This is a genomic window from Candidatus Limousia pullorum, assembly GCF_057405065.1.
In genome coordinates this window covers 2,397,739-2,423,528 of the sequence record NZ_CM171614.1, presented here as the reverse complement: position 1 = coordinate 2,423,528, position 25,790 = coordinate 2,397,739, and the positions used below count along the sequence as shown (strand labels likewise).

Here is a 25,790-nt window from a genome sequence, read left to right as displayed (position 1 = left end):
CTTTCGCCACCATTGTACTTTAAAGTTGGCGAATAGTGAATAGCATAGTTGATATTATTTTACAATTTAATTGTCTATACCAAGAAGTTTATCTACCGCTTTTTACACTTGTTAATTTTCTGTTTCTTTGCGCTGGATTTCAAGTAGTTGATCTATTTGCTTTAATACATACTCTTGGTATTCGGGTTTTAATTCTTTGAATGTAGAGTAGGCTAAATCAAATGCTTGATCAGGTTGTTTGTTAAACATTTCGCCATTTCCGGTTTTTAGCCACTCTTCATTTGCGTTAAAAGTTGCAGAAATAAGCTTAACAAGTCTGTCGTTGACTTTTCTATTTCCAAGTTCTATGCCAGCAATATATCCATTTGAAATAGAAATTTCTTTTGCAAATTTTGCTTGGGATAGACATAAAGATTGTCTTAATTCTTTGATGCGCTGATTTATGGTCATATATACACCCCCTTACTTTCCGTAAATATATAATATCACAAAAACACTCACAAAGCAAGTAAAAAGAAAGAAAATAGTATTGACACACTCACTATGTTATGTTATTATACTTACATAGAGAGTGGAGAAAGGAGGATACATAATGGATAAATCTACTGAAAAAAATTTTTTAAGCAAATTTAAAGAGCTCAATAGCGAAAATAAAAAATACATTATTGCAATTCAGCAGGCTCTTGTATTTGCTCAGGAAAGAGAAAAAGATCCAAACGAAAAGAAAGCAAGCTGAGCCGGCTTCTTGCCGGCACAGTGGAAAGAGAGGCAAAAGATAAAGCCTTTTAGTATGCGATAGGAGCATAAAGCACATCTATGTCAGAATGATAACTTAAAACAAATTTTCCTGCTTTACAAGATCTGCGGCGAAAGCAAGCAACTGTGCCTGCTTAATTACATCCAGTTTTTCAAAAATACTTAACAGTGCGATTTCCTGTTCTGTCAGATTTTTTTTAGAGTTGTTGATTTTGTTAATAGAGTCGCACCCGTTGTAAATTTCGTTTTGATTATTATGTATGTAATTTCTCGAATCTTTGGCGGCATCCTCTGATTCTGCTTTTTCAAAATTCAAATATGCTTTTATTGCAGAGTTTACATCGCCTTTGTATATGTCCAAGAAGTGATCATATAGGTCTGGTCGGAAAGACGATGCATCAATATAGTCATAGTTAATAGGCGATACTATTCCATCCTCTAATTCATTGACGCTTATATCGAAATAATCTGCGATTTTTTTAAGCGTACTGTTTCGAGGCATTTCTTTCAATTTCTTCCAAGTAGTGCCAGCAGAACTGGAGAAACCAAGTTCTGTTGCAAGGGAAGTAACCGTTATGCCTCTTTCTTTGCAAAGCGTTTCAAGTTTTTGATAGAAAGTCATTTTTATACCTCCGGTTTTTATAGAATTTTTATTGTTGTTCAGTAACCGAGTCAAACAGAGGCAAAGCGTTAATAAAGATTTGAATAACAAAGTTATTGGTGGTAACTTTGCAAATTTGTTAACATACACAACAGTTTAACTCGGATATACTGATTATGACACTAATGATTATGCTATAAAACCGAGCAAAAGTCAAGCAATACGTAAAAGGAGTTGTTGTTTTTGGAGAATATTTATACATGTAAAGAAGTGGCTGCACGTTACTATGTGGAAATAAGTACTGTTTTGGAGTGGATAAAAAAGAAAAAGCTTCCAGCGGTCAAAATAGGCAAGAGGTACCTTATTAAGGAATCAACTTTAGTCGCATTTGAAAATGAAAACCTTACTGTACAAAAGTAATTGAGCAAAACACATTCAGATTAAAAGGAGTAATCAAAATGAACAATATAGAAAAATCAACCTCGGTACTTGAGATTGTGCAGGCGATAGACCAGCTCATTACAGCTGTTGAAAGCACCAAAAGGCAAAGCAAAGTAATCAGTGAGGAAAATCACACAGAACCGACCGATCAACCAGTTATGCAGAGCGCTGTTAAATCGCTGACTTCTGAGGATTACCTGCTTGCAGCATACTTGGTTGCGACTTGCAAGCCTGAGAGACTCAAAATGGTTATAAGCCTGCTGAGCAAGGGCGGGTGGGATATGTCAGTAGAATGCAAAGCGCCGTCTAAGGTTGATACCTCCGATATCGCTTCTCGAATCGAACAGGCACTTCAGGAAACTGGATGTTCCGTTAAGGAACTGGCAGATATACTCGGCGTTTCACGTGGGGTATTGAATTCGTATAAGGGTGGAAAACGATTTCCAAGACCTGAAAGGTATGAGATGATCGTGTCTATGCTTAAAAATTTACATACCTGAGAAAGGCTCTCTTTATGGACAACATTGAAGAGAAAAGGAGTAAATATGAAAATATTAAAATCAGCCTTAACAAGTGTAATAATTTCAGTATTGGTTATAGTCATTGAGCCTATTAGGATTTTTGCCGGCTTAGCAAGTTTTGTTGTTTTTGGAATGCTGATTGTTGACTCAGTTAAGTGCTACATAAAAGCACAAAAAATATCGGTTAAGGAGAAAAAGCGCTGAAATGAAAACGTTTTTGATTTTAACAGCGGTGTTTATCCTGTCCAATATCCATGCGGTGGTTGTAGCCGCCGTTACGTTTATTGTGACGTTAATAATCTTTACAATTAAGGACGTGATTGAAGATGAAAAAGATAACGGTGACCAGGGAAAGAGCAGATAGGCTCGATATGTGGAACTTAGGCCTTTTTTACAAGTATGAAATTCATGGAAATAAAGTGGTTTTCTACTTTGATGAAAGACGTACAAAGCGTGAACCTAATTTGGTGAAGCCTACATAATAATGGATCTTAAGGATATGAGCGAAAATAAAATGGACTATTTTTGCGATGGAGTTTTAGAAGCAGTCCAGTTATTTTACACAAATCCTAAAAAGATGGAAGAGTTTGAAAAGTGGAAACAAAGTCAATTAGGTAAAAACGAAACAAATAAATTAAAGAATTGAAAAGGAGAGTATCGACATGACAGAAGTAAAAATAACCATCACAGCACCTGAACTTGCAAACGCAATCAATAACCTGGCTGCGGCACTTGCCGGAAAAACCTCTTTGGATAATCCGGATAAATCAGTTCAGACAGAACAAAACGTAATGCAGTATAACCCGGTTACACCTGTAGCGCCAGTATCTGCGCCGACCCAGATAACTAACATGGTTACACCGCCTGCACCGAGTCCGGCACCCGCAGCTCAGACTCCTGCAAACACAGTACCTACAGGAGCTCCACAGTATACGATGGATATGTTGGCTGTAGCCGGTACAGCTCTTATAGATGCAGGCCGTATGGGAGAACTGTGTGGATTGCTTGCAAAATACGGAGTAGAGTCTGTCACAGCTCTTAACCCGGCGCAGTATGGCGCATTCGCAACGGATTTGAGAGCACTGGGAGCACAGATATAAAGAGGAGGTAATTTTATGCCAACACCTGAAAAACACGCTCTGTTGTCGGCATCAGCCGCTCATCGCTGGCTTAAATGTACGGCAGCACCAAGGTTTGAAGAACAGTTTCCAGAAACAACATCAGACTATGCAGAAGAAGGACGTCTGGCACATGCCATCTGTGAATTAAAGGTTTTAAAAAAGTTTGGTGTAGGAATTACCTCAAAAACTTTTACTACTCGCTTCAATAAACTTAAAAAGGATCCATTATATCAAACCGAAATGGATAAAACCTCAGATTTGTATATTGAACATCTGTCAGAAAAGGCGATGGAGTATGATAGTATGCCGTGTGTTTCGGCAGAGGTGAGAGTTGATTTTTCAGATTATGTCCCACACGGGTTTGGTACTTGTGACTGCATTATGGTTGGCGGCGATACCCTTACCATTTTTGATTATAAACACGGAAAAGGTGTTGCCGTGTCAGCAGAATGTAATCCACAAATGAGGCTTTACGCTTTAGGGGCACTGAAAAAATACGCTCTAATTTATGGCAACGCACTCAAAAAAGTTTGTATGAATATAGATCAGCCGAGAATAAGCAGTGATCTTAGCAGTGAAACAATATCCGTTGATGAACTTAAAGAGTGGGGCGAGAGTATAAAACCGATAGCCGCAAGAGCTTATGCAGGTTTTGGAGAATTTAATCCGGGAGAACACTGTAAATTTTGCAGAGGCAGAGCCAAATGCAAAGCTCGTGCAGATGTATTTACAGCTCTTGAGGACTTTAAGAATTGTGTGCCGGAACACGGTAACAAGGAACCGAAAGAGGGGCAGGGAATACTCACTGACAGTGAAATAGGAGAACTGCTAATCAAGGGCAAAGAACTGGTTAAATGGTATGGTGACTTGGAAGAGTATGCATTGTCCGCAATTCTCAAGGGTAGAGAAATATCAGGATGGAAGGCTGTAGCCGGCCGCAGTAACAGAACCTGGTCTGATCAGGATGCTGCGTTATCTGCAATTATGGCTGCCGGCTATGATAAAGCACTTGTATACGATCTCAAGCCGAAATCACTTACCGAACTTGAAAAGCTAATGGGCAAGACAGAATTTGCAGAAAAGGTAGGTCAATTTATCATAAAGCCGCCAGGAAAGCCAACTCTTGCACCATTGAGTGATAAGAGAGAACCATACAACCCGGCTGTAGCTGATTTCGCAGGAGTTTCATCAAATGGATAGTGAAATGATTTTTGTATTTGTGGACGATTGTACATTCTATATTAGTCCGGATATATTTCTTGAAAACAGCACACTTCCTAATATCAAGAAATTTTTTAAATGTGTTTTTAAAGAGGAATGGAGAAATACAGATGCTATAAGGATATTAGGAGATTGTCTATCATGCAAACTTAAAGACGCTAAAATGAACTGGAACATTGCAAGCAGAATTTATCAAAATGAATACGTTGATACAAGATTTAGATATGACTTAAACGATAAAAGCATTCAAAAAATAAAATCGCAAAACAATAAAAGGCTCAACGAAGTAAAAAGATGTAAAACCAAGTACGAACGATGGAAAAAAATAAGCGACAATTTTAATACTTACTTATAGTCTAAATAAATTAAAGGGGATTTGATTATGTATCAGAATATAGCAACTAAAGTTTTGACCGGAGAAGTAAGACTTTCATATGTACATTTGACAACACCAACGGTTCCTCAGTCCGGTGGCACTCCTAAATACAGCGTTACCTTGCTTATTCCAAAGAGCGATAATGCAACAAAGTTGGATATAGAGGCATCTATAAAGGCTGCCTACGCAGAGGGTGTAAATAAAAAGTGGGGCGGTGCTCATCCGCAGCCTAAGAATATCCTGCATGACGGTGACGGTTTGAGACCGTCCGGATTACCTTTTGGCGAAGAATGTAAAGGACACTGGGTAATTACTGCATCGACACAAAACAAGCCGCAGGTAGTTGGAATTGACAATATCAACTGTGAGCTTGCACCTCAGGATATTTACAGCGGAATGTATGCACGTGTAACGGTAAATTTTTTCCCTTATGATAATGCCGGTAGCAAAGGAGTTGCCTGCGGACTGGGTAATGTAATGAAAACCAGAGACGGAGAACCGCTGTCCGGAGGAGCTTCAGCGGCAAGTGATTTTGCGGCCTTTAATTCCCAACCGACGGTAACGCAGCCGGCTGCGTATTATAATAATATGCCGCAGCAAACAGCACAACCGATGTATAGTATGCCGCAGCAATACAATCAGTCGCAATATACACAACAAGGATTTAGAGTTAATCCGATAACAGGTGAAGTTATTGGATAAAATACGGAGGGTGATTTAATGCATCATTTGAGTATAGACCTTGAAACTTTTTCAAGCGTTCCTATAGCAAAAGCAGGAGCGCATAAATACATAGAAAGCCATGATTTTGAAATACTTCTGTTTGCTTACTCGGTAGACGGCGGAGATGTTTTTTGTGTAGATCTTATGCAGGGTGAAATACTTCCTAACTGGCTTATTGATGCTCTGACTTCACCGGATTATATTAAGCACGCATACAATGCGGCGTTTGAATGGGGTTGCCTGTCCAGATATTTGGGCAGGCAACTTCCGCCAGAGCAGTGGCGCTGTACAATGTTCCACGGTTTGTATGCCGGGTACACTGCCGGACTTGATGCAACCGGCAGAGCTTTAGGACTACCGGAAGATAAACGTAAACTAAATACGGGTAAAGCGCTTATACGATATTTTTGTGTGCCGTGTGCGCCTACAAAAGCTAACGGAGGCCGAACACGAAACATGCCTCATCATGCACCTGAAAGATGGCAGTTGTTTAAAGAGTACTGCCGTCAGGATGTTGTTACAGAGATGGAAATTGAAAAACGACTGTCCTCAATAATAATACCCGATTTTGTACAAAAAGAATGGGAACGGGATCTTATTATAAACAGTCGTGGTGTAGCTGTTGATATGGAGCTCGTTGAAGGTGCGCTCGATATAGATAAAACGGTACATGATAGGCTTGTAGCAGAAGCTATGGAGCTTTCGGGGCTTAATAATCCCCGCAGTGTAGCGCAGCTCTCTCTTTGGTTGGAATCTCAAACAGGAGAAAATATATCTGACCTGCGAAAGGACACCGTCGCAAAGATGCTCGCCGAAAAGGATAATAGCCCTAAGGTGAAGCGAATGCTTGAAATAAGACAAGAATTGGGGAAGACAAGCACCAAAAAATATGATGCTATAGAAGCTGCCGTTTGTAAGGATGGCAGAGTTCGTGGGCTTTTGCAGTTTTATGGCGCAAATCGTACCGGAAGGTGGGCTGGCCGTTTAGTCCAGGTTCAAAACCTCCCGAGAACATATACAAATCCGTTGGAGCTTGCGCGTGAACTGGTAAAAAAACGTAATATTGAAGCATTAAGGTTTATTTATGGGAGTATCCCTAACACACTATCGCAGCTTATAAGAACGGCATTTATTGCAGCACCGGGCAAAGTACTTATTGACGCTGACTTTTCGGCAATTGAAGCTCGAGTTATCTCGTGGCTTGCCGGAGAAGAGTGGAGATTGGAAGTGTTTAGAACCCATGGCAAAATCTATGAGGCCTCTGCATCACAGATGTTTGGAGTACCTATAGAACTTATTAAGAAAGGTAATCCAGAATATTCCCTCAGGCAGAAAGGGAAGGTTGCGGAATTAGCCTTAGGCTATCAGGGTGGTACAGGAGCGCTTATAGCTATGGGTGCGTTGGATATGGGGATAGCTGAGGAAGACTTATCCGACATAGTAAGCCGATGGAGAGAATCAAACAAAAGAATCAGAGACCTTTGGTACAAAATGGAAGCGGCGGCAGTACAAGTCATTTCACAGGGCGGAGCTGTTGGCGTAAATGGGTTGGTTATATCCCATGAGCTTAACTGCGACACTGGATTTGATGCGCTTACTATTTTACTACCGAGCGGCAGAAAACTATTTTATGTTTCGCCTCAGATAGGTGAAAATCAATGGGGAAAACCTTCTCTGTCATATATGGGCATGAATCAGACGTCTAAAAAATGGCAGCGCATAGAAGCATATGGAGGAAAGCTCGTTGAAAATAGTGTGCAGGCTATAGCCCGTGATTGTTTGGCGCAAGCGATTGAAAATTTGGAAACAGCGGGAATACCAGTTGTATTTCATATTCATGATGAAGTAGTTATTGACTGTACTCCTGATACAGCTTCTTTAGATGATGTAATTCAAATAATGAGTAAACCCATACCGTGGGCTTCTGGTTTACCGCTTGGTGCTGACGGTTGGGTAGGCACATTCTTCAAGAAAGATTAAGGGGGAAGAGAGATGAAAAGCTTTGAATGGATTAGTGTCCACGATAAATTACCCGAAGACCAGGAGGAAGTTTTAGTGTGTGCAAGGTCAAAAAACGGTGTAAGAAATATAGATAAAGGATATTTATCAATAGACCGTTTTATTCATAGAGGACGTGCCCAAGTTACACATTGGATGCCATTGCCAGCCTTTCCTGAGGAGGATCCACCATGCAGTATGACAGAAAAATAATTATATCAACCGGAAGCAGCAGGCGATCAATGCACTGGAACCCTCAAACTCTTATGGTATCTGACTTATGGCTGAAATTAAAAACCCCTGTAAGGGGAACGGAAACTTTCGCAGAATATATGAGCTTCAAAAAATCTCAGCAGGACGATTTAAAGGACATAGGTGGATTTGTAGGCGGAACGCTTATCGGTACACGCCGCAAAGCAAATAATATTGCCGGACGTGACGTAATAACCCTTGACCTTGACAACATACCTGCGGGGTTTAAAGACGGCATACTGAGGCGTGTAGAGGCCCTTGGCTGTGGGTACTGCGTATATAGTACCCGTAAGCATCAACCGGCGGCACCTCGTTTGCGTGTGCTTTTTCCTACGGACAGAACTGTAACCGCCGATGAATATGAACCGATAGCCCGTAAAATGGCGGATTATATTGGTATTGACTATGCAGACCCAACTACATTTGAACCAAGTCGACTAATGTATTGGCCGAGCTGTAGTGCTGACGGTGAATACGTTTATGTAGTTGGTGACAAACCCTTTGTATCTGCAGACGGTATACTCGCACAATATGATGATTGGCATGATATAACGAAATGGCCTGCAATTCCCGGACAGCAGAAGTTTACAAAACTTGCAGTCAAGCAAGGAGACCCGGAAAGTAAAAGCGGTATAGTCGGAGCATTTTGTCGTACATATGACATATACAGAGCAATGCAGGACCTGATTCCGGGTATATACGAGCCGGCAGATAATTACAATAATAGATTCACATATGTCGGCGGATCTACCACAGGTGGTGCGGTGATTTACGAGAACGGTAAATTTTTATACAGCCATCATGCAACAGACCCCTGCAGCGGAAAGCTTGTTAATGCTTTTGACCTTGTGCGTTTGCATAAGTTTGGTGATGCCGATGAAGATGCACAGCCTGATACACCGGTAAACCGACTTCCGTCGTATGCCTCCATGTGCGAATTTGCTACAGGACTTTCAGATGTATCGGGTCTTATGGCTCAGGAAAGGTATGAAAGTGCGGCAAAAGATTTTAACGGTGTGGGTATTGACAATGCAGACAATCCGGCAAACTGGATGACAATGCTGGAAATAAGCCCGCAAACAGGAATCGTAAAGGCCACTATGAATAATATATTGATTATCTTGGAGCACGACCCTTTACTTAAAGATAAATTCGCCCTTAATAAATTTGCAAGCCGTGGAGAAGTTCTTAGCGTGGTACCTTGGGATCAGCGCAGCACACGGCGGCTTTGGGATGATAACGACAACCAAGGTTTGTACTGGTACTTGGAAAAGGTTTACAAAATTACAGGAACAGGAAAGATCGACGGTGCGTTGTCGCTTCATTCAAATCGTTTCGCATTTAATGAAATACAGGATTATCTAAGAAGCTTAATGGGAAAGTGGGACGGCACACAGCGACTTGATACTCTTTTTATAGATTACCTGGGAGCGAAAGACACTCCATACAATAGAGCTGTTACAAGAAAAGCTTTTACCGCTGCCGTCGCCCGTGCAATGACACCGGGGTGTAAATATGACAGCATGGTTATACTTTCCGGCCCGCAGGGAATAGGTAAAAGCACACTGCTTGATAAAATGAGCCGTGGTTGGTTTAATGACAGCATAAGAACCTTTGAAGGTAAAGAAGCGTCGGAACTTTTACAAGGTGTGTGGTTAGTGGAAATCAGCGAGCTGGACGCTTTTAGACGTACAGACGTGGCACGAATAAAACAGTTTCTTAGCCTACGAGCGGACAGGTTTCGTGCAGCTTACGGCAGACACGTCAAAGAAATCCCGAGATCCTGTGTGTTTTTTGGTACTACCAATACATCTGATTTTTTACAGGATACCACAGGCAACCGCCGTTTCTGGCCAATAGATACAGGTGAACAGGCGTGTATAAAAAATGTATGGAAAAATTTAAACGAAGAAATTGATCAGCTTTGGGCAGAAGCGGTTATGCGCTGGCAGGCTGGAGAAGCTTTGTATTTAAGCGGAGAGATTGAAGCCGCCGCCAAAGAAAAACAAGAGGAACACAGAGAAGTTTCAAGCAGGGAAGGTATCGTGCGAGAGTTCCTTGAGAGAAAAGTTCCGGAAGACTGGAGCAAATGGCCACTTGATAAGCGGAGAATGTATTGGGGCGGCTGCGTCCAGGGAGATGTAAAGCTTGTACACCGTGAAACTATTTGTGCAGCTGAGGTATGGTGTGAGGCATTCGGAGGTGCTATAAAAGATATGAGAAATTCTGATGCAAGAGAGATTAACAACATAATAGCAACAACACAGGGATGGAAAAAAACTAAAGGTGTAAAAAGAATCGGGCCATATGGTGTGCAGAGAGGATTTGAGCCAAAATAAGTGTAACAATTTGTGTAACAAACCTTGTAACAAAAAATAATTGCAACAATCGTATTGTAACAAAAAAATAATTGTTACGTAGATTGTTACATGGATTGTTACATTAAAAAATCCGAGTATAAAGCCGTTTTTTAATGTTTTGTAACAATGTAACACTTATTTTCTATTAACTATATTAAATAGGCAAACAGGGAGTATATATACCCGCCTAACCCGCCTGTGTGCACGTATTATACGCGCGCGTGAGAATGTTGTTACATGGATATAAAGAGGTGAAATCAATGCTTGAAGCGGAAGTGGAAAAATATCTGTGCCGTAAAGTAAAAAGTGATTTGCATGGCAGGGCTTTAAAATTTATAAGTCCGGGACTTAACGGCGTGCCTGACCGAATCGTCCTGATACCGGGTGGCAGAATTTATTTTGTGGAGACGAAAGCACCAGGGAAAAGATTAAGAAAACTGCAAAGCTATGTATGTACAGTTATTTCAGGTTTAGGTTTTGAAGTGAAAAGGATAGACACAAAAGAGAAAGTTGATGGATTTATAAAGGAGGTGAAAGCCGATGATTTATAAACCGCATAATTATCAATCGTACTGTATTCAGCGTATAGTGACAGATCCGGCGGTTGGATTGTTTTTACGACCCGGACTTGGTAAAACTTCGATCACCTTGACGGCAATAAATCTGTTGAAATACTATCGTTGGAGTATAAGTAAAGCTTTGGTAGTTGCGCCGAAAAAAGTTGCTGAAGGAACATGGAGCAAAGAAGCGGCTAAATGGGACCATCTTAAACACTTGAGGATAGTCACGGTGCTGGGATCTTCTTCCAAACGAATCAGGGCATTAAATACACCGGGAGATGTATATATCATAAACCGAGAAAATATTCCGTGGTTGGTTGATTATTATAAACAGGCTTGGCCGTTTGATATGTTGGTGCTTGACGAGAGTACAAGCTTTAAAAACAGTCGAAGTAAAAGATTTAAAGCAATAAAGCTTGTCCGCCGTTTTTGTAGAAAAATAGTTTTACTTACCGGTACGCCATCATCAAAGGGACTTGAGGATTTATGGGCGCAGGTTTATTTGCTTGACGGCGGACAGCGATTAGGAAAGACACTTACGCAATACCGTCAAATGTACTTTGACCCGGATAAGAGAAATGCAACACAGATTTGGAGTTATAAAGCTAAGTCTGGTGCGGAGGTTGCGGTGTTAAAGGCCATAAGTGATATTTGCGTCAGTATGAAAGCAGAGGACTATCTTGAATTACCTGCTTGTATTGACCACGAAATACCGGTGCTTTTGGATGATAAGGCAAAAAAAGCATACGACCAGTTTGAAAGAGATTTGTTGCTTGAGGTTGATGAGGATGTAATTACTGCAAGTGCTGCCGGCGTCCTTACTAACAAACTTCAGCAGTTTTGCAGTGGCGCCATTTACGATGAGGATAAAAAAGTTGTACATATACATGATTGCAAACTTGATGCATATATGGAGCTTCTCGAAAGGATTGATGGAGAGCCGTGCATTACTTTTTATGGTTTTCAGCATGACAGGGATAGAATTCTTGAACGGCTTTCAAAAACAAAACTATGTGTACGAGTTTATAAAGGTACGGAAGATGAGGATGCATGGAACAACGGAAAAATTGATGTTCTGTTGGTACACCCGTCAAGCTGCGCTTATGGACTTAATTTACAGGCAGGAGGCCGTCACATAGTTTGGTTTACTCCTAATTGGAGTTTTGAATTAAATGATCAGGGAAAATGCAGGCTTTGGCGACAGGGGTCACCTTACGATAAAATATATAATCATTTTCTTGTAGCACAAGGATGCGTTGACGAGGATATCATAGCAGCTGTGAAAGATCGTACTACCACACACGAAACCGTTATGAAAGTTCTGAAAGCACGTATACAAAAACAGAAAGCGTCAAAAGGCGGTGCAACATGATTGAGCGTAAATGCTATGTGTGTGGTTTAATTTGGCAGGTAAGTATTCAGCAGATTCATAAACCTAAAAAATATATTTGTCCCCACTGTGCTAATAAGAAAGACAAAACAGGATATAAGGAACTACGCAAAAAATTAAACGAGGTGATTTAACAGTGAATCCAAAATATAACAGCGAGGGATATCCGGATCCTACGGCATTTGCAGGAATTAAATCCGTGATTAAGGAAGAAACAGACGTTGAAAAACGAGCTAACGATTTGATAAAACATCTGAAGTATGTAATATCTCTTTCAGGCTTTGAACTTATAGAACGTATAAAATTCAGAGATAACAAAAGCGGGAGAGAGTTTAAATAGATTCCTATTATGTAAAGGGAGGCGTCACATATGGATTATTTCAGAGAAGCCGAGAATATACTCAGAAAAGTAAATTTGTTAGAAAAAGCTTTGGATAATTTAAAGCGACATAAAGGATTAATCATACAAAGAAATGCACCTCAGGGATGCAAAGCCTTATCGTTTGATAAGCCAGCATCGGCACCTATTGACAAAGAAACTCTTACTGAATTATGTGAATATGCCCAGTGTATAGAGCGTATCACAGCGACAGAATACGAAATAAAGAGAATAAAAGATATTATTTCTCAGCTAAGTTGTGCGGAACAGAATTTGATACAGCTTTGGTATATAGACGGGATAAGTAAAGATGAAATAAAGGAGAAGCTATACATATCATCACACTCAACACTTTATAAATTACAAAGACAAGCGGTTTCTAATTTTGCTTTGCTTTATTTTGGCGCAATAATTCTATAAAGTGTAAAAAAAGTGTAAGGACATTTGCTTTTTAATATGCTATAATAATATCGTACAAATGTGTACAGTTAAAAACCTTTTTCAAATTTCTAAATGCCGAGATTGGGACGAGTTTTCCATCTCGGCATTTGTATTTAAAAGGAGAGGAGGGAATGTATAAACGTGATATTAACCCCTGGGAGCGACAAGAGGGTGAAAGTTCAAAAGCTTTTGAGGCCTTTGTAATCTACAGAGATATGGGTGCTAAGAGGACCTTTACAGCTGTTGCGGATACGTTACATAAAAGTTGTACTTTAATAAGACGTTGGAAGGAGCAATGGGACTGGGAAAAAAGAGCAATGGCTTATGATAATTCTCTTGAGAAGGAGGCTCGTGCTGAGGCAGCAAAAGGGATAAGAAAAATGATAGAGCGTCATATTAAGATAGCTGTCGATATGCAGGATAAAGCGGTTGAGGCCTTAGGAAAGATGGGTGCAGGGGAAATGACACCGAAAGAGATAAGGGAATTTATTAAAATGGCAACAGAGCTTGAAAGACAAAGTCGTGTCCTTGAAAATGAAAGAACAGCGGAAAATGTTGACAATGAACAGTCCCTTGCCTCAGTAATAATAAATGCATACCGGGAAAGAGAGGAAAAGAATAATGCTGATGACAGCGGAACCGATTAAATATTATGCATCTCATCCGGTAGAATTAGTTGAAGACATAATCGGAGCAATACCGGATAGAGAACAGCGAAAACTGCTGCAAAGTATTGCAGAGAATCGCATGACGACGGTTAGAAGCGGACATGGTATTGGAAAAAGTACCGTTGAAGCTTGGGCGATAATCTGGTTTATGCTAACCCGACCATTTCCTAAAATTCCATGTACCGCACCAACACAGCATCAGCTTTATGATATCCTTTGGGCCGAAGTCAGCAAGTGGATACGTAACAGCAAAGTACTTCAGAAGGAACTTATATGGACGAAAGAAAAACTCTATATGAGAGGTTATCCCGAGGAGTGGTTTGCGGTTGCAAGAACTGCAAGCAAACCAGATGCGCTGCAGGGCTTTCACGCTGAAAATGTTCTTTATATCATCGATGAAGCAAGCGGTGTTGACGATAGCATATTTGAGCCTGTACTTGGTGCGCTTTCAACTCCCGGTTCACGTTTGTTAATGTGCGGGAACCCTACGCAGCTGTCAGGATTTTTTTACGACAGCCACAATAAAAACAGGGCGAGCTATAAAGCGTTTCACATTGATGGTCGTAATAGCAGCAGAGTGTCCAAAGAATTTGTACAAACCATAATTGATATGTACGGGGAAGACAGTGATGTTTTTCGTGTGCGAGTGGCGGGAGAGTTTCCTCTGCAGGAAGATGATATATTTATCCCTCTTTCGCTTATAGAAGCATCCATTATGACCGAACCTAAGACTAACAAAAATCCGAGTTTTATTCATATAGGCTGCGACGTTGCCAGATTTGGCGATGATAAAACAGTAATTGGATATAATGTAGACGGTAAAGTATCGTTCTATAAAAAAAGACGGGGACAAGATTTGATGAAAACCGCAGACGATATAGTTATGCTGGGTGAAGAATTGATTAGAAAATATAAATTTAACGGTACGATACCTGTGAAGATTGATGATGGTGGTGTTGGCGGCGGTGTAGTTGACCGTTTACGTCAAATGAAAAGAAATTCACCGGAGAGATTTGTTTGGCTGGACATTTATCCTGTAAAATTTGGACAGCGGATAAAGCACAAATATTGTTATGATTCAACCACTTACATGATGATGATAGTAAAAAAGCTTTTGCAACCGTTTGATGAGGACGGTAACAAGAAGCCTGTAGAGCTTATACTGCCGGATGATAATGATTTAATTGCCCAGCTCAGCGGGCGAAAATATTTTTTAACAGATAACAGTAAAATCAGGATTGAAAGTAAGGATGCAATGAAAAAACGAGGCAGTCCAAGTCCTGATGAAGCCGACTGTGTATTGCTTTTATGTCTCCCTATAAAACCGGGAAATAAAGGAAGGAGAGGGGATAGGAAAGTTGGAAAAGAAAACCAGCACGGTACCGGTGAAAGTTCAGCTGATAAAAGCGAAAAGCACCGTCCCGCTGTGCAAAGCAGAAACAACAACAGCCATATCAAGCAAAGAAGCTGATAGTGTTGGTGATTGGATATATCCTGAATATAACATGCTTGGTCTTAAAACCCTTGTGAAAAACAGTACCATATTGCCGCAGTGCATAAGAGCTTATAAAAACAACATTGCGGGTTTTGGAATAGACATACGCTATAAAAATGACATCGAGGAAACAGAAGCATCTGCTATTGAATTTGAAAAAGCAGAAAAGATAATTGAGCTGCTTAACACAGAAAATGATACAAAGCGCATTTTTGAGAATCTCATAGAAGCAAGAGAAATATATGGCATTGCATATATTGAGGTTATCCGCAATTTGGCTGGAGAAGTTCAGCAAATAGAGTTTGTAGAGGAAACTCCTTCAATAGCAAAAACAAAACCACTTAATCCATATATTGAAACTTGCTTTTTTTATAATGGAGAAGATATACCAAGAAAAAGAAAATACTGCAAATATCGCCAGCAAATCAATGGTAATACCGTTTATTTTAAGGAGTTTGGTGATCCACGAATAATGGATAATCGCAGCGGCAGATACCTTGAAGAAGGTGAAACTCTTGATATTCAATATCATGCCAACGAAATCCTTGAATACAAAATAGGTACTGAGCCATACGGCGAAGTTAGGTGGATAGGTCAAACACTGAGTGTAGACGGAAGTCGTAAGGCAGAGAACCTCAATAACAACTATTTTGAAAACGGAAGACATACACCGCTTGCAATACTTGTTAATAACGGAACGCTCACACAGGAAAGTTATGAAAAGCTTCAGGAATATATGAACGACATTAAAGGTGAAGCAGGACAACACGCATTTTTGTTGATAGAAACAGAATCTATTACCGGAAACACGGACTTTGAAACTTCCGAAAAACCGGATATAGAAATAAAAGATTTGGCAAGTGTACTTCAAAAAGATGAGCTTTTTCAAGATTATCTTGATAATAACAGAAGAAAAGTTCAGTCTGCTTTTCAGCTTCCGGACTTATACGTTGGATATACGACAGATTTTAATCGTGCTACTGCGCAGACTGTACAGGAAGTTACTGAAGAACAAGTATTTCAGCCTGAAAGAAGAAGTCTTGCATGGCTGATAAACAATAAGCTTTTAAACGGCTATAAGTTTAAATATGTTGAAGCCTATTTCAGAGAGCCAAAGATAAGCAATCCGGATGACCTCTACAGGATTATGAGTGTGGCCAACAGCGCAGGCGGGTTGACTCCAAACAAAGCAAAAGAAATCGTCTTTAATGCTCTTGGAGAAACGTCTGAACCTTATCCTGATGAATGGGGAGAGATACCGCTGTCCTATTTGCGTAATAAAGGAGCAGCGGAAGATGAGTACTCTGCCGTTATGCAAAATCTTCAAAAGCAAATAGAAAAAGCAGCATCAAACAATGAAGATAATATCGTGTCTGTGATGAAGCAGGTAAAAGGACTCCTTCAAGAGATAATACAAGAGGAGCACAGCGATGGGTAAGTATGTAGATACTTGCAGACAGCTTTTAAAGGCTATAGATGCTTACATAGAAAAAGCTGATAAAGATATAAAAGATATCCTTGAAGCTGAAGGATATGCGGAGCCTGAAAAAACAGTTGAGTATATAAAAAAAATTGAAGACGATGTTGCAGCGGCATTGACCGACGAAACTAAATATATACTTGAACAAACTGAAAAAGCATTGAGTCTTGAGAATTTCGCTGATAATGACTGGTCCAACATAAAGCAAGACGATCCTATAACATGGAAGTTAAAGGATATATTTGATAAACATTTTAATTCATTTATTTTGTCGTTCACCGACAGTTATATAAAGAACACTGATAAGGAGCTAAATGTAGTACAGGTATCAAATGTTACTACTAACTGGGTTAAAGATTGGAGTTCAAAACTTGCTGATATTATGCGGCTAAACAGCCATGATGAGATAGAAAATATACTCATAAATAATTTAAAGAAAGGTTCAGGAATACCTGAGTTTATAAGAGATATACAGGACAGCGGCATCAGAGATGAACATTACAAGGCTCGCAGAGTTGCGGTGACAGAAGTACTGTGTGCTCACAGTGTAGCCCAACAGGAAGCTTTTATGCAAAGTCCTGCTGTTAAAGAAAAGAAGTGGAGACACACAGGAAGCTATAGAAATGAACCACGCAAAAATCATGAGGCTATGAACGGTCAAATTGTTCCTGTTTCTGAACCTTTTAAACTTATCGGAAAAAACGGATCTACTTATTATCCTATGTATCCAAGAGATATTATTCTTCCGGCAGAAGAACGTATAAACTGTCATTGTATAAGTCAACCGGTTGTGGATAAAAAAATACTCGGTATGTCTCTTGAAGAGCGGCAAACGCTTCAGCAGAAAGCAATAGAAAACATGAATGCTGATTTTGAGAACGCTTTAGACAATAAAAACAAAACAAGAGCCGGTATAAACGAGAACACAATCCGCTGTGATTGGCTTAAAAACAGTTGTACAATAGAACAGAGAAAAAAGTACTTTAAGAGTGATGCAAGGTGGGCGTTGTTTGAAAGCGGAGTTATTAAAAACGATGCGGATCTTGAAAGACTTTATAAAATATCAACTGCAGGAAATAGACAAAGAAAAGTTTTTAAAACGTTGAGTGAGCTTGAAAAAGATGGTATAATTACTATTGAAAACAGTCGATTACCCCATGCTGTTACTCACTCTACCGTTGGAGAATACACAGGAATTTATAAAAATTATCCTAATGGAAGATTAAAATGCGGTGGACACTCCCAACAGTGTATCGATGAGCTTGATAAAAAGAATATTTCATATGTCATCGATAAAACTTGTAACAATGGAGTAAGACTTGGACATATTCCGGATCACAAAGATGGAAATAAACGAAAGCCGTGCAGTCAATCATGGTTTCCAAAAAGTTGGGATGCCGACGAAGTATTAAAGGCTGGAACTTATGTTATAAACACATCTTCAGATTCAGGATTGTTTAGATTTGGCATATATAACGGCGTGCGAGTTGGAGTTGTTTATGATATAAATACCGGAGGGGTAAAAACTATTTTTCCGGATAATGTTTATCAACCTTGAGGAGATGATTGAATGGTAGATGAGAAAAGAATTTATGAAATAATTGAAAAAAGAAGAAAAGCACATCCAGAAGATCCACGAAAAGAGGAGCTTTTCTGGATTCCGCTGCGAGATGCTTTGGGTGATGATGAACAGGATGCGCTCTCGTATCTAAAGAATGTAGATGGTGAAAAGACAGTCTTCTTCAGCGAAATATATGAAGAGGTTGTAGAAAAATTTCCGAGTGATGAAATGGAAGATGTTTTCCGTAGCATCATAAACACAGCTAATGAATATTTAGAGTCACACGATGTTTTTGAACCGAAAATATAATATGCTTATGTAACCCGTAGGATTAAAGTCCTGCGGTTTTCTTTTGGGTAAAAGCGGCACATATATGTCGCTTTTTGTTTTTATATATCCTACTGAAAGGGGGTGGAAAGGTGAAAAAACTAAAAAAAGCTTTTGCAATAACAGATGCAAAAATATCTTTTGTATCTTTGGTGGATGCCGCTGCTAATAAGCATAAATTCCTCATAACAAAACAGGAGGACGGTAAAGCCGGTATAACCACGTATGGAAAGATAATCAAAGCTGACGCTGAAAGCCACTATGTTACCGGGATAGTCTATGAACCAATGGTTGAAGATACAGATGGTAATTTTATGACTGAAGAAGAGATTATCAAGGCTGCCTATTGGTTTGCCAAAAACGGCGATAAGGTAGATTTGCAGCATAACTTTGAGCCGCTCTCGGGAGCAACTGTAGTTGAAACTTGGGTTGCCAAGGCGGATTTTGAAATTGAGGACACAGCTGTAAAGAAAGGTACTTGGCTTATAACAGTGGAGATTACTGACGATAGTGTTTGGAAGGATATACACGATGGAAAGATAAACGGCTTTAGTATGGGCGGTGTAGGGCAATTCAGCGAGGAGGATACAGATTTGGATAACGCAAATAAAAGCAAAAATACAAGTGAGAAAAAAGGGCTCTTGAAGCAGATTGCATCTGCGTTTGGATTAAAACTGATTGATAAAGGCGTTGTGGCTGAGATTTATGATAGCCGTGAGAAATGTTCACGCTTTTGGAGTGCAACCTCAGCCCTTGAAAATACACTTTATCATACTGATAACTCTTCAGGTGAAAGAGTGTTTGAAACTGACAGGGTTAAGATTATGCAGGCACTTGAAGACTTCAATAGAATTATCACGGATCTTCTTATACCCAAAGATGAAGGTTTAGAAGAGAATGATTCTGTTGATAATTCTCCTGTAGAAAAAGCCGGTAGGGTTCTCAGTCAAAAGCGTGAAAATGAACTTAAAGAACTTTATGAAACCCTTGGGGAGTTTCTCAGTTCTCTTAATAAACCTGAAACAGATGAAGGAAATAAGGAGGAAGTAAACGTGACAAAAGAGGAGGTGCAGCAGATAGTTAATGAAGCAGTATCTGCTGCAATAGAAAAAGCTCGAAAATCGGAACCAACAGCGCTGACCGCTGAACAGGTGCAGAATATGATTTCTGACAGTATAGAAAAAGCCATTGACCCAATTCTTAAATCAACAGGCGTACCAAGCAATCTCAATAACAGCGGCAATGTACAGCCTACTGTTCATTATTTGCATGGAATCATTTAATTAACTTAAAGGAGGAATTAAAGAGTATGACAGTAAACAAAGATATTATTGAAAAGGCGGCTATTACCACATCCATCCTGACAGCGGGACTGCTTAACCCGGAACAGTCAAAACAGTTTCTTAAACAGGTTTTTGATTCTACTCCGCTTATGGATGCTATTCGTCGCGAACTCAGAAAATCTCGTACCGGAGAAATTGATAAAATCGGTATTGCAAGACGAATTTTGAGAAAGAAAACAGAGAATACAGACGATGATTATCGTGCCGGCGTTGATACAAGTAAGGTTGAATATGCAACAACAGCAGTAAGACTTCCATGGGAAATCAGCGGAGAGACCCTGAGAGAAAATATTGAAGGCGACAACTTTGAGTCTGTTGTGACTGACCTTATGAGTCGTCAGGTTGGTATTGATCTTGAGGACTTGAGTATCAACGGTGATGAGGATGCTTCTCCTGGAGATGATTACGATTTTCTTAAAATCAATAACGGTTGGATTAAGCAGATTGAAGAGGGCGGTCATGTCTATGATGCAACTGATGCCGGCGGTATGAGTATTGAAATGTTCTACAAAGCCCTGGGAGAGCTGCCGAATAAATATAACGATGGCCAGCTTCGCTGGATCATGTCTCCGAGAAGAGCACAGGATTGGGAGATGTATCTTCTTAATCAGGTTATCACGGCCGGCGGTTCAGTTCCAGATAGTCTCTATGAATCACCTGCAAAAATTCCGGCACTTATATGCGCCAATATGCCGGATGATAAAATTTTACTTACCAATCCGAAGAACCTTATTGTTGTAAATACCTACAATATGCAGATAAGAAAAACAAACGAGGGCAAGGAAGCTGTGCTGAAAGACATGACATATTATGTTATCCATCTTGACTTTGATCCGGTAATTGAAGAACTTGATGCAACGGCCATTATCAAAGGCATAGGAGTGGTTACAGATGATACACCTTAAATTATGTAAAGGAAAGTCTTATCTCGGCGCAGTGAAAGCTACTGTGAATAAACCGGATGTTTTTGTTGAGGACAAAAAGACTGCAGAAAGGCTGTTGAAATCCGGTTACTTTATTTTGGTTGAAGAGGCTACAGAAGATGAAGATATCCCACCATCAAGGGATGATAAAAAAACTGAACATGATTTTAACTCATTATCCCTTGATGAGCTTAAGCAAATGGCGGAGGAAAATGGTGTAGATATAACTCACTGCAGAAAAAAAGCTGACTACGTTGCAGCTATTGAAGCTTCTGAAAAGGATTAAGCTATGGCAAAAAGACCCTGGATAACACCACATGATGTTAAAGCCTATACAGATATTGAATTGATAAAAAATCGTTCTCCTGAAAAATTAAAGGTTGACATTATGCGAGCAGAACAGTATGTGATTAACTATACGGGTAACAGTTTTTCTGATGACAATAAATATCCTCAAATACCTGAACCTGTTAGGATTGCCGTCATACTTATTTCGGAAGTTTTCGCTTATAACGCCAGCACAAAAGACGAAAATACCGGAATAAAGTCGGAATCGTTCGATGATTATTCTTACACTTTGTTTGATAGCACAGAACTTTCGTTGTCTTCTCTTAACCTTGGGGATCTGCTTGACGAGTTCTGTGACGAAGGAACAACAAGGGGAAAAATCAACCTAAAAATTAGGAGGTTGTAAATGTTTGCGGATTTTCTGAACCACCGATGTAATATATTTCATTTAATAAAGCTTGAAAGTTCTCCGGGTTGGGGATTACCAGCAGCATCGCAGTTTACTTATGGTGAGCACCCTGATATCCACGATGTGCCATGTCATTTTTGTGTTGGGAGCAGCACAAACAATGTTATTCAGGGCGAGCCACAAGCTGACTATGAAGCTAAAATTAAGTTGGTTTTACCGGTTGATATCGACATAAGAGTCAACGATAAGATTATTGATGCTGAGAGTGGATATGAATACACATCTGGTATACCTATAAAGATCCGTAATCATCATAAATTTGTATATATAAAACGTACTGAAAAACAAGAGGCACTGTGATGAGCGATGATAACGGAGTAAAAATAGATTTTGATGAACTTAACAGTTTTATAGATAAAATTAACTCGGCAGCTCAAGGTGGTTTTGCAAAAGCGAGTAAACTGTTTTTAGAGGGAATAGGAAACGAGTTTTTGCGAATTCTTGAAGATGAGATTATACGTCGAAAAGTTATGGATACAAGACTTTTGCTTAACAGCTTTCATAAAGGTGATGATTCAAATGTTTGGAAAATGAGCCAAGGAGGAATGTCGCTTGAAGTAGGAACAAATGTCGAGTATGCAAAATTTGTTAATGACGGACACTGGACCAACAAGAAGGGTGAAAAAGGAAGATTTGTCCCCGGAGAATGGAAGGGAGACAGATTTGTGTATATAAAAGGTCATAACAGCGGAATGTACCTTAAACAACAGTGGGTAGAGGGCGCACACTACTGGGAAGCGTCATTGGAAATATTAGAAAAAATGTTTCCTGATCTTGTGAAAGCGATGTATGTTGAATGGTTGGAAAATTACTTTAGTGAGTTTATCTGAGAGGTGATTATTTGGAACAGGAAGTTGCAAGCATTGCAAAATATATGATAGAAAACAGCGGCGGAGCCTATCCTTATTACTGGAAAATTCCAGAAGGATTTATGGTTCCGTCGATTTATTTTCCAGAACCGGAGGTTGCCTCTTACGGGGATACTTTTACAAGCTTTAGATATGAATATTCTTGGTATGTAAAAGTTTTTTCAAATAATGCTCAACAGGCACACAATATAGCACTAAAGATTATAGACGCTATTGTATCTAACCGTAACCTCATACCGCTTGTGGATGAAACCGGGGAGCCACTACCTTACGGTGTAAGAATTAAAAATCCTGAAATGAAAAATATCGAGGACAGTCCGTCAGCTGTACAGCTGTATATACGCTGGCAGAGTTCACGCCCTTATCGTTCTGAAAATGCCAAAAGAGCGATGGATTTGATTATGTCGATATCAGCGAAAGGATATGATTAAAATGAAAAAAGAAAATGTAAAAGAAAATAACAATAGCCTGGAATGTACACCTAATCCAGTGAAAGCACCTGAGTTTTCTATAGAACAGTTGAGGGAGAAAGCGCTGGTTCTTTTTGGAGTATCGGATAGTACTTTTGTAGCAGCTACATACAATCTCAATGGTACATTTACTGTTGAGGATATGAGATGCAGGATAGAGGCTTTTTTAAGTAAAAAGATAAAAGGAGGTAAAAAGTAATATGGCTGGTGGAACATTTACTGAAGCGGGCAAGGTTCGTCCGGGTACATATATAAATTTCATTTCTTCGAGAAATGATAGTGTAAGTCTTGGTAAAACCGGTACAGTTCTTATCCCGTTGATTGGACATGATTATGGTCCGGCAAAAACTTTTATTACAGTCAAAGCCACCGAACCAGAAGGACAGAAGGAACGTCTCGGATACAGTGTTTTTGAAGAGAATGACAATATGCTTCTTATTCGTGAAGCTTTGAAAAATGCCGGAGAAGTTATTGTATATATTCCTAACCAGGGTGAAAAAGCAAAGGCAACAAGCGGAGGACTTACTGTTACAGCGATGTACGGCGGGGTTCTTGGAAATTCTATAAAAGTTTCGGTTGTGACGAACCCGGTAGAGGGCTTTGATGTTACTGTATATCTCGGAGTTAATGTTGTATCTAAGCATGAAGGAGTAAGCTCCATAGAACAGCTTACAGCGGTTAAAGATCCGTGGGTTGAATTTTCCGGTACAGGTGAACTCACTGCCACACCGAGCATTGTGCTGTCTGGAGGAACAACTCCGGATGTTACGGCAAAAGACATCACGGATTTTTTGGATGTGTCCGAAAATGTATTCTGGAATACGATGGCGTTTCCTGTTGACGAGAACACAGTAGACGACAGTTTTGATGCCCTCTGCGAGGCTGTATCAGCTAAAGTGAAATACCTGGCAGAAGAGGTTGGCAAGTACCGAACAGCCGTTGTGGCTAACTTTTCGGCAAACTATGAACACGTCATAAATGTAACTAATTCTGTGGTTGTGGATGGGAAAGCTTTGACAGCTGCACAGGCTACAGCATGGGTTGCAGGCGCAGATGCGTCGGCGGGTCCAGGTGGCAGCCTTACATATAAAACATATGAAGGTGCAACGTCCATTGTGAGTGAAAAGAACCATGCTGAATCTGTGGCGGCAATCAACAAAGGCGAATTTTTCTTTTCTGCATCGGAAGGCGGAAATATAAAAGTGGAGTATGATATTAACTCCTTGACTGATTTTTCTGCGCCAAAAGATGAAACATACAGCAAAAACAGAGTTATGAGAGTATTTAATTCTTTTGGCAATTTGATTATGAGCGCATTTGCGCCTAATAAGTTTGACAACAATCGCAGCGGCTGGGATGTAATTGAGGGTATTGGACGTACATATCTCAAAAGTTACTATGATGCCGGATACATAAAAGATGTAGATTACGATAAAGACTTTGTTGTAGACAGAGGAGCAAGCAAAGACGACTCTATGTACATAACTGTAGGACTGTGTCCTGTACAGTCGTCCGAAAAGCTCTATTTCACAATTAAAACAAGGTAAGGAGGTTAAGCTATGGGTGTAAATAGAAGAAGAGCATCCGCACGTGAAGGTTCCGTATACTTAGACGGAAACAAAGTTTTAGACGCTGTAAAGTTTGAATTGCTTTATACTCCTGAAGTATCTGAAACAAGAAGTCTGGGTGAAAGAGGTGTTTCACGCCGTTGGTTATCAAGGGATATTACTGGAACTATTTCGCAGTATAAATCCACTCCGTGGTTACGTGAAGCTGTGAAAAAATATGAGGCTTCAGGAGAAACGCCGGAGTTTACAATTCAGGGAATAAGTGAAGATACAAACAGCGACTACTATGACAATTACGGCACTGATACAATTACCGCTGTAGGATGCGTACTTACAGGCGATATTCCTCTCGCCAGCCTTGACAGTGAAGGTGATCTCATCATGGAGGAAATAGAATTTGGAGCCCATGCTATAGTCTAAATAATAAATAGGAGGATTAAAGCTAATGAGTAAACTTAGTTATTTTATGCGTCCTGAGCTTAAACAGGACGTAGTTATGGAAGTTCCGGGGGTCGAAACATTTAAAGATGAAGAGGGAAATACAATACCTTTCAAAATTAAAAGACTTTCGACTTCTGAACAAAATAAAATACGTGGGATGTATCGTACACGAAAAATGGCTACAGATAAAAACGGAAAGCCTATCATCTCAAATTCCAATGAGGTGGTCTTTATCGAAAAGTATGACGGTGACAGAGCTGTAGACAGAATTATTGTTGAGGCATTTGTGGAACCGGATCTCAAAAACAAAGAACTTATGGATTTTTACGGCGTATATGATGTTGAGGATATGCCTAAAACTATTTTTTCAAAAACAGAGGACTATAATTACGTTGTTCGCAGCGTTATGAAAATTCTTGGACTTTGGGAAAAAAGTGATGGAGAGATAATTGAAGAAGTAAAAAACTCCTAACGGACGAGGAAAACGGCGATGCTCTTATGATATGGGCGCATAGGTTGTGGCAAAAGCACGGTCTAAGAATGGAAGATTTTGAAAAAATGCCGAGACAGACAAAATGTGCTTATATCGCATCAGAGATGGTTGCTGAAAAATTTCCCGTCCATAGCACTGATAGATTACTTCGAGCTTTTACTAAAAATAAATCTGTAAGGGTAAAAAATTCCAAAAAGAAAGGGGTGAGGTACAATAGCGGATACTAAAGCAAAACTAACGGCAATTTTCGAATTA

Annotated in this window: 36 protein-coding genes; 34 read left to right on the top strand and 2 right to left on the bottom strand. The window is 39.8% G+C overall.

Annotated elements, in window-relative coordinates:
* Positions 1 to 111: 111 nt before the first annotated feature.
* The gene (locus CGICJO_RS11290; RefSeq protein WP_486498974.1) at positions 112 to 450 is read right to left on the bottom strand and encodes a helix-turn-helix domain-containing protein; all 339 of its coding nucleotides are present in this window, start codon (positions 448 to 450) and stop codon (positions 112 to 114) included.
* A gap of 142 nt (positions 451 to 592) precedes the next feature.
* On the opposite strand from CGICJO_RS11290, the gene CGICJO_RS11285 reads away from it, so the two are divergent.
* Positions 593 to 736 (top strand): hypothetical protein, encoded by a 144-nt coding sequence (locus tag CGICJO_RS11285; protein WP_486498973.1) that lies wholly within the window; start codon positions 593 to 595, stop codon positions 734 to 736.
* A gap of 96 nt (positions 737 to 832) precedes the next feature.
* Here the strand turns inward: CGICJO_RS11285 and CGICJO_RS11280 are convergent, their stop codons facing one another.
* Positions 833 to 1,378, bottom strand: a complete 546-nt coding sequence (locus CGICJO_RS11280) for a helix-turn-helix domain-containing protein (protein ID WP_486498972.1) — start codon at positions 1,376 to 1,378, stop codon at positions 833 to 835.
* Positions 1,379 to 1,600: 222 nt separating this feature from the next.
* On the opposite strand from CGICJO_RS11280, the gene CGICJO_RS11275 reads away from it, so the two are divergent.
* From CGICJO_RS11275 to CGICJO_RS11115, 33 genes are all read left to right on the top strand, one after another.
* On the top strand, positions 1,601 to 1,777 hold the full coding sequence (locus CGICJO_RS11275) for a helix-turn-helix domain-containing protein (RefSeq protein WP_486498971.1): 177 nt from the start codon (positions 1,601 to 1,603) through the stop codon (positions 1,775 to 1,777).
* A gap of 38 nt (positions 1,778 to 1,815) precedes the next feature.
* Complete coding sequence (locus CGICJO_RS11270) at positions 1,816 to 2,298, top strand: helix-turn-helix domain-containing protein (protein WP_486498970.1); 483 nt, start codon at positions 1,816 to 1,818, stop codon at positions 2,296 to 2,298.
* A 45-nt stretch (positions 2,299 to 2,343) separates the two neighbouring features.
* Positions 2,344 to 2,523: a hypothetical protein gene (locus tag CGICJO_RS11265; protein ID WP_486498969.1), complete on the top strand. Its 180-nt coding sequence runs from the start codon at positions 2,344 to 2,346 to the stop codon at positions 2,521 to 2,523.
* A 1-nt stretch (position 2,524) separates the two neighbouring features.
* Entirely contained in the window at positions 2,525 to 2,683 is a 159-nt protein-coding gene (locus CGICJO_RS11260; RefSeq protein ID WP_486498968.1) for a hypothetical protein, read from the top strand.
* Between the two features lie 135 nt (positions 2,684 to 2,818).
* Positions 2,819 to 2,965, top strand: coding sequence for a hypothetical protein (locus CGICJO_RS11255; protein ID WP_486498967.1), 147 nt, complete (start codon positions 2,819 to 2,821; stop codon positions 2,963 to 2,965).
* Between the two features lie 16 nt (positions 2,966 to 2,981).
* Positions 2,982 to 3,419 carry a hypothetical protein gene (locus CGICJO_RS11250; RefSeq protein WP_486498966.1) on the top strand — a complete coding sequence of 146 codons (438 nt, stop codon included), beginning with the start codon at positions 2,982 to 2,984 and terminating at the stop codon, positions 3,417 to 3,419.
* A gap of 15 nt (positions 3,420 to 3,434) precedes the next feature.
* On the top strand, positions 3,435 to 4,640 hold the full coding sequence (locus CGICJO_RS11245) for a DUF2800 domain-containing protein (protein ID WP_486498965.1): 1,206 nt from the start codon (positions 3,435 to 3,437) through the stop codon (positions 4,638 to 4,640).
* Positions 4,633 to 5,016, top strand: coding sequence for a hypothetical protein (locus CGICJO_RS11240; RefSeq protein ID WP_486498964.1), 384 nt, complete (start codon positions 4,633 to 4,635; stop codon positions 5,014 to 5,016). Before CGICJO_RS11245 ends, CGICJO_RS11240 begins: the two co-directional genes overlap by 8 nt.
* 27 nt (positions 5,017 to 5,043) lie before the next feature.
* Entirely contained in the window at positions 5,044 to 5,739 is a 696-nt protein-coding gene (locus CGICJO_RS11235; RefSeq protein ID WP_486498963.1) for a DUF2815 family protein, read from the top strand.
* Positions 5,740 to 5,757: 18 nt separating this feature from the next.
* Positions 5,758 to 7,740, top strand: coding sequence for a DNA polymerase (locus CGICJO_RS11230; RefSeq protein ID WP_486498962.1), 1,983 nt, complete (start codon positions 5,758 to 5,760; stop codon positions 7,738 to 7,740).
* Between the two features lie 12 nt (positions 7,741 to 7,752).
* Positions 7,753 to 7,971: a DUF551 domain-containing protein gene (locus tag CGICJO_RS11225; protein ID WP_486498961.1), complete on the top strand. Its 219-nt coding sequence runs from the start codon at positions 7,753 to 7,755 to the stop codon at positions 7,969 to 7,971.
* Positions 7,950 to 10,349: a virulence-associated E family protein gene (locus CGICJO_RS11220; RefSeq protein ID WP_486498960.1), complete on the top strand. Its 2,400-nt coding sequence runs from the start codon at positions 7,950 to 7,952 to the stop codon at positions 10,347 to 10,349. Before CGICJO_RS11225 ends, CGICJO_RS11220 begins: the two co-directional genes overlap by 22 nt.
* A 281-nt stretch (positions 10,350 to 10,630) precedes the next feature.
* Positions 10,631 to 10,921: a VRR-NUC domain-containing protein gene (locus CGICJO_RS11215; RefSeq protein ID WP_486498959.1), complete on the top strand. Its 291-nt coding sequence runs from the start codon at positions 10,631 to 10,633 to the stop codon at positions 10,919 to 10,921.
* A complete protein-coding gene (locus CGICJO_RS11210) occupies positions 10,911 to 12,302 on the top strand; it encodes an SNF2-related protein (protein WP_486498958.1) in 1,392 nt (463 codons plus the stop codon). The genes CGICJO_RS11215 and CGICJO_RS11210 overlap by 11 nt, the downstream gene beginning before the upstream one ends.
* A 154-nt stretch (positions 12,303 to 12,456) precedes the next feature.
* On the top strand, positions 12,457 to 12,660 hold the full coding sequence (locus CGICJO_RS11205; protein ID WP_486498957.1) for a hypothetical protein: 204 nt from the start codon (positions 12,457 to 12,459) through the stop codon (positions 12,658 to 12,660).
* A 30-nt stretch (positions 12,661 to 12,690) separates the two neighbouring features.
* A complete protein-coding gene (locus CGICJO_RS11200; protein ID WP_486498956.1) occupies positions 12,691 to 13,119 on the top strand; it encodes a DUF1492 domain-containing protein in 429 nt (142 codons plus the stop codon).
* Between the two features lie 152 nt (positions 13,120 to 13,271).
* Positions 13,272 to 13,787 carry a hypothetical protein gene (locus CGICJO_RS11195; protein WP_486498955.1) on the top strand — a complete coding sequence of 172 codons (516 nt, stop codon included), beginning with the start codon at positions 13,272 to 13,274 and terminating at the stop codon, positions 13,785 to 13,787.
* A complete protein-coding gene (locus tag CGICJO_RS11190) occupies positions 13,762 to 15,279 on the top strand; it encodes a DEAD/DEAH box helicase family protein (RefSeq protein ID WP_486498954.1) in 1,518 nt (505 codons plus the stop codon). The genes CGICJO_RS11195 and CGICJO_RS11190 overlap by 26 nt, the downstream gene beginning before the upstream one ends.
* The gene (locus tag CGICJO_RS11185; protein ID WP_486498953.1) at positions 15,167 to 16,741 is read left to right on the top strand and encodes a phage portal protein; all 1,575 of its coding nucleotides are present in this window, start codon (positions 15,167 to 15,169) and stop codon (positions 16,739 to 16,741) included. Before CGICJO_RS11190 ends, CGICJO_RS11185 begins: the two co-directional genes overlap by 113 nt.
* Positions 16,734 to 18,341 (top strand): phage minor head protein, encoded by a 1,608-nt coding sequence (locus tag CGICJO_RS11180; RefSeq protein ID WP_486498952.1) that lies wholly within the window; start codon positions 16,734 to 16,736, stop codon positions 18,339 to 18,341. Before CGICJO_RS11185 ends, CGICJO_RS11180 begins: the two co-directional genes overlap by 8 nt.
* Positions 18,342 to 18,353: 12 nt before the next feature.
* A complete protein-coding gene (locus tag CGICJO_RS11175; protein ID WP_486498951.1) occupies positions 18,354 to 18,653 on the top strand; it encodes a hypothetical protein in 300 nt (99 codons plus the stop codon).
* Positions 18,654 to 18,763: 110 nt separating this feature from the next.
* Positions 18,764 to 19,954 carry an XkdF-like putative serine protease domain-containing protein gene (locus tag CGICJO_RS11170; RefSeq protein ID WP_486498950.1) on the top strand — a complete coding sequence of 397 codons (1,191 nt, stop codon included), beginning with the start codon at positions 18,764 to 18,766 and terminating at the stop codon, positions 19,952 to 19,954.
* Between the two features lie 26 nt (positions 19,955 to 19,980).
* The gene (locus CGICJO_RS11165; protein ID WP_486498949.1) at positions 19,981 to 20,919 is read left to right on the top strand and encodes a hypothetical protein; all 939 of its coding nucleotides are present in this window, start codon (positions 19,981 to 19,983) and stop codon (positions 20,917 to 20,919) included.
* Complete coding sequence (locus CGICJO_RS11160; RefSeq protein ID WP_486498948.1) at positions 20,906 to 21,223, top strand: hypothetical protein; 318 nt, start codon at positions 20,906 to 20,908, stop codon at positions 21,221 to 21,223. Before CGICJO_RS11165 ends, CGICJO_RS11160 begins: the two co-directional genes overlap by 14 nt.
* A gap of 3 nt (positions 21,224 to 21,226) precedes the next feature.
* Positions 21,227 to 21,631 carry a protein YqbG gene (gene yqbG / locus CGICJO_RS11155; RefSeq protein WP_486498947.1) on the top strand — a complete coding sequence of 135 codons (405 nt, stop codon included), beginning with the start codon at positions 21,227 to 21,229 and terminating at the stop codon, positions 21,629 to 21,631.
* Positions 21,632 to 21,994, top strand: coding sequence for a DUF3599 family protein (locus CGICJO_RS11150; protein ID WP_486498946.1), 363 nt, complete (start codon positions 21,632 to 21,634; stop codon positions 21,992 to 21,994).
* Positions 21,994 to 22,524, top strand: a complete 531-nt coding sequence (locus CGICJO_RS11145) for an HK97 gp10 family phage protein (RefSeq protein WP_486498945.1) — start codon at positions 21,994 to 21,996, stop codon at positions 22,522 to 22,524. Before CGICJO_RS11150 ends, CGICJO_RS11145 begins: the two co-directional genes overlap by 1 nt.
* Before the next feature lie 11 nt (positions 22,525 to 22,535).
* Positions 22,536 to 22,994, top strand: a complete 459-nt coding sequence (locus tag CGICJO_RS11140) for a hypothetical protein (RefSeq protein ID WP_486498944.1) — start codon at positions 22,536 to 22,538, stop codon at positions 22,992 to 22,994.
* Between the two features lies 1 nt (position 22,995).
* The gene (locus CGICJO_RS11135; protein ID WP_486498943.1) at positions 22,996 to 23,232 is read left to right on the top strand and encodes a YqzN/YkzM domain-containing protein; all 237 of its coding nucleotides are present in this window, start codon (positions 22,996 to 22,998) and stop codon (positions 23,230 to 23,232) included.
* A 1-nt stretch (position 23,233) separates the two neighbouring features.
* A complete protein-coding gene (locus CGICJO_RS11130) occupies positions 23,234 to 24,580 on the top strand; it encodes a phage tail sheath family protein (RefSeq protein WP_486498942.1) in 1,347 nt (448 codons plus the stop codon).
* A gap of 12 nt (positions 24,581 to 24,592) precedes the next feature.
* Positions 24,593 to 25,021: a phage tail tube protein gene (locus tag CGICJO_RS11125; protein WP_486498941.1), complete on the top strand. Its 429-nt coding sequence runs from the start codon at positions 24,593 to 24,595 to the stop codon at positions 25,019 to 25,021.
* A 25-nt stretch (positions 25,022 to 25,046) separates the two neighbouring features.
* Positions 25,047 to 25,514 (top strand): phage tail assembly chaperone, encoded by a 468-nt coding sequence (locus CGICJO_RS11120; protein WP_486498940.1) that lies wholly within the window; start codon positions 25,047 to 25,049, stop codon positions 25,512 to 25,514.
* Between the two features lie 68 nt (positions 25,515 to 25,582).
* On the top strand, positions 25,583 to 25,762 hold the full coding sequence (locus CGICJO_RS11115; protein WP_486498939.1) for a hypothetical protein: 180 nt from the start codon (positions 25,583 to 25,585) through the stop codon (positions 25,760 to 25,762).
* Positions 25,763 to 25,790: the final 28 nt, after the last annotated feature.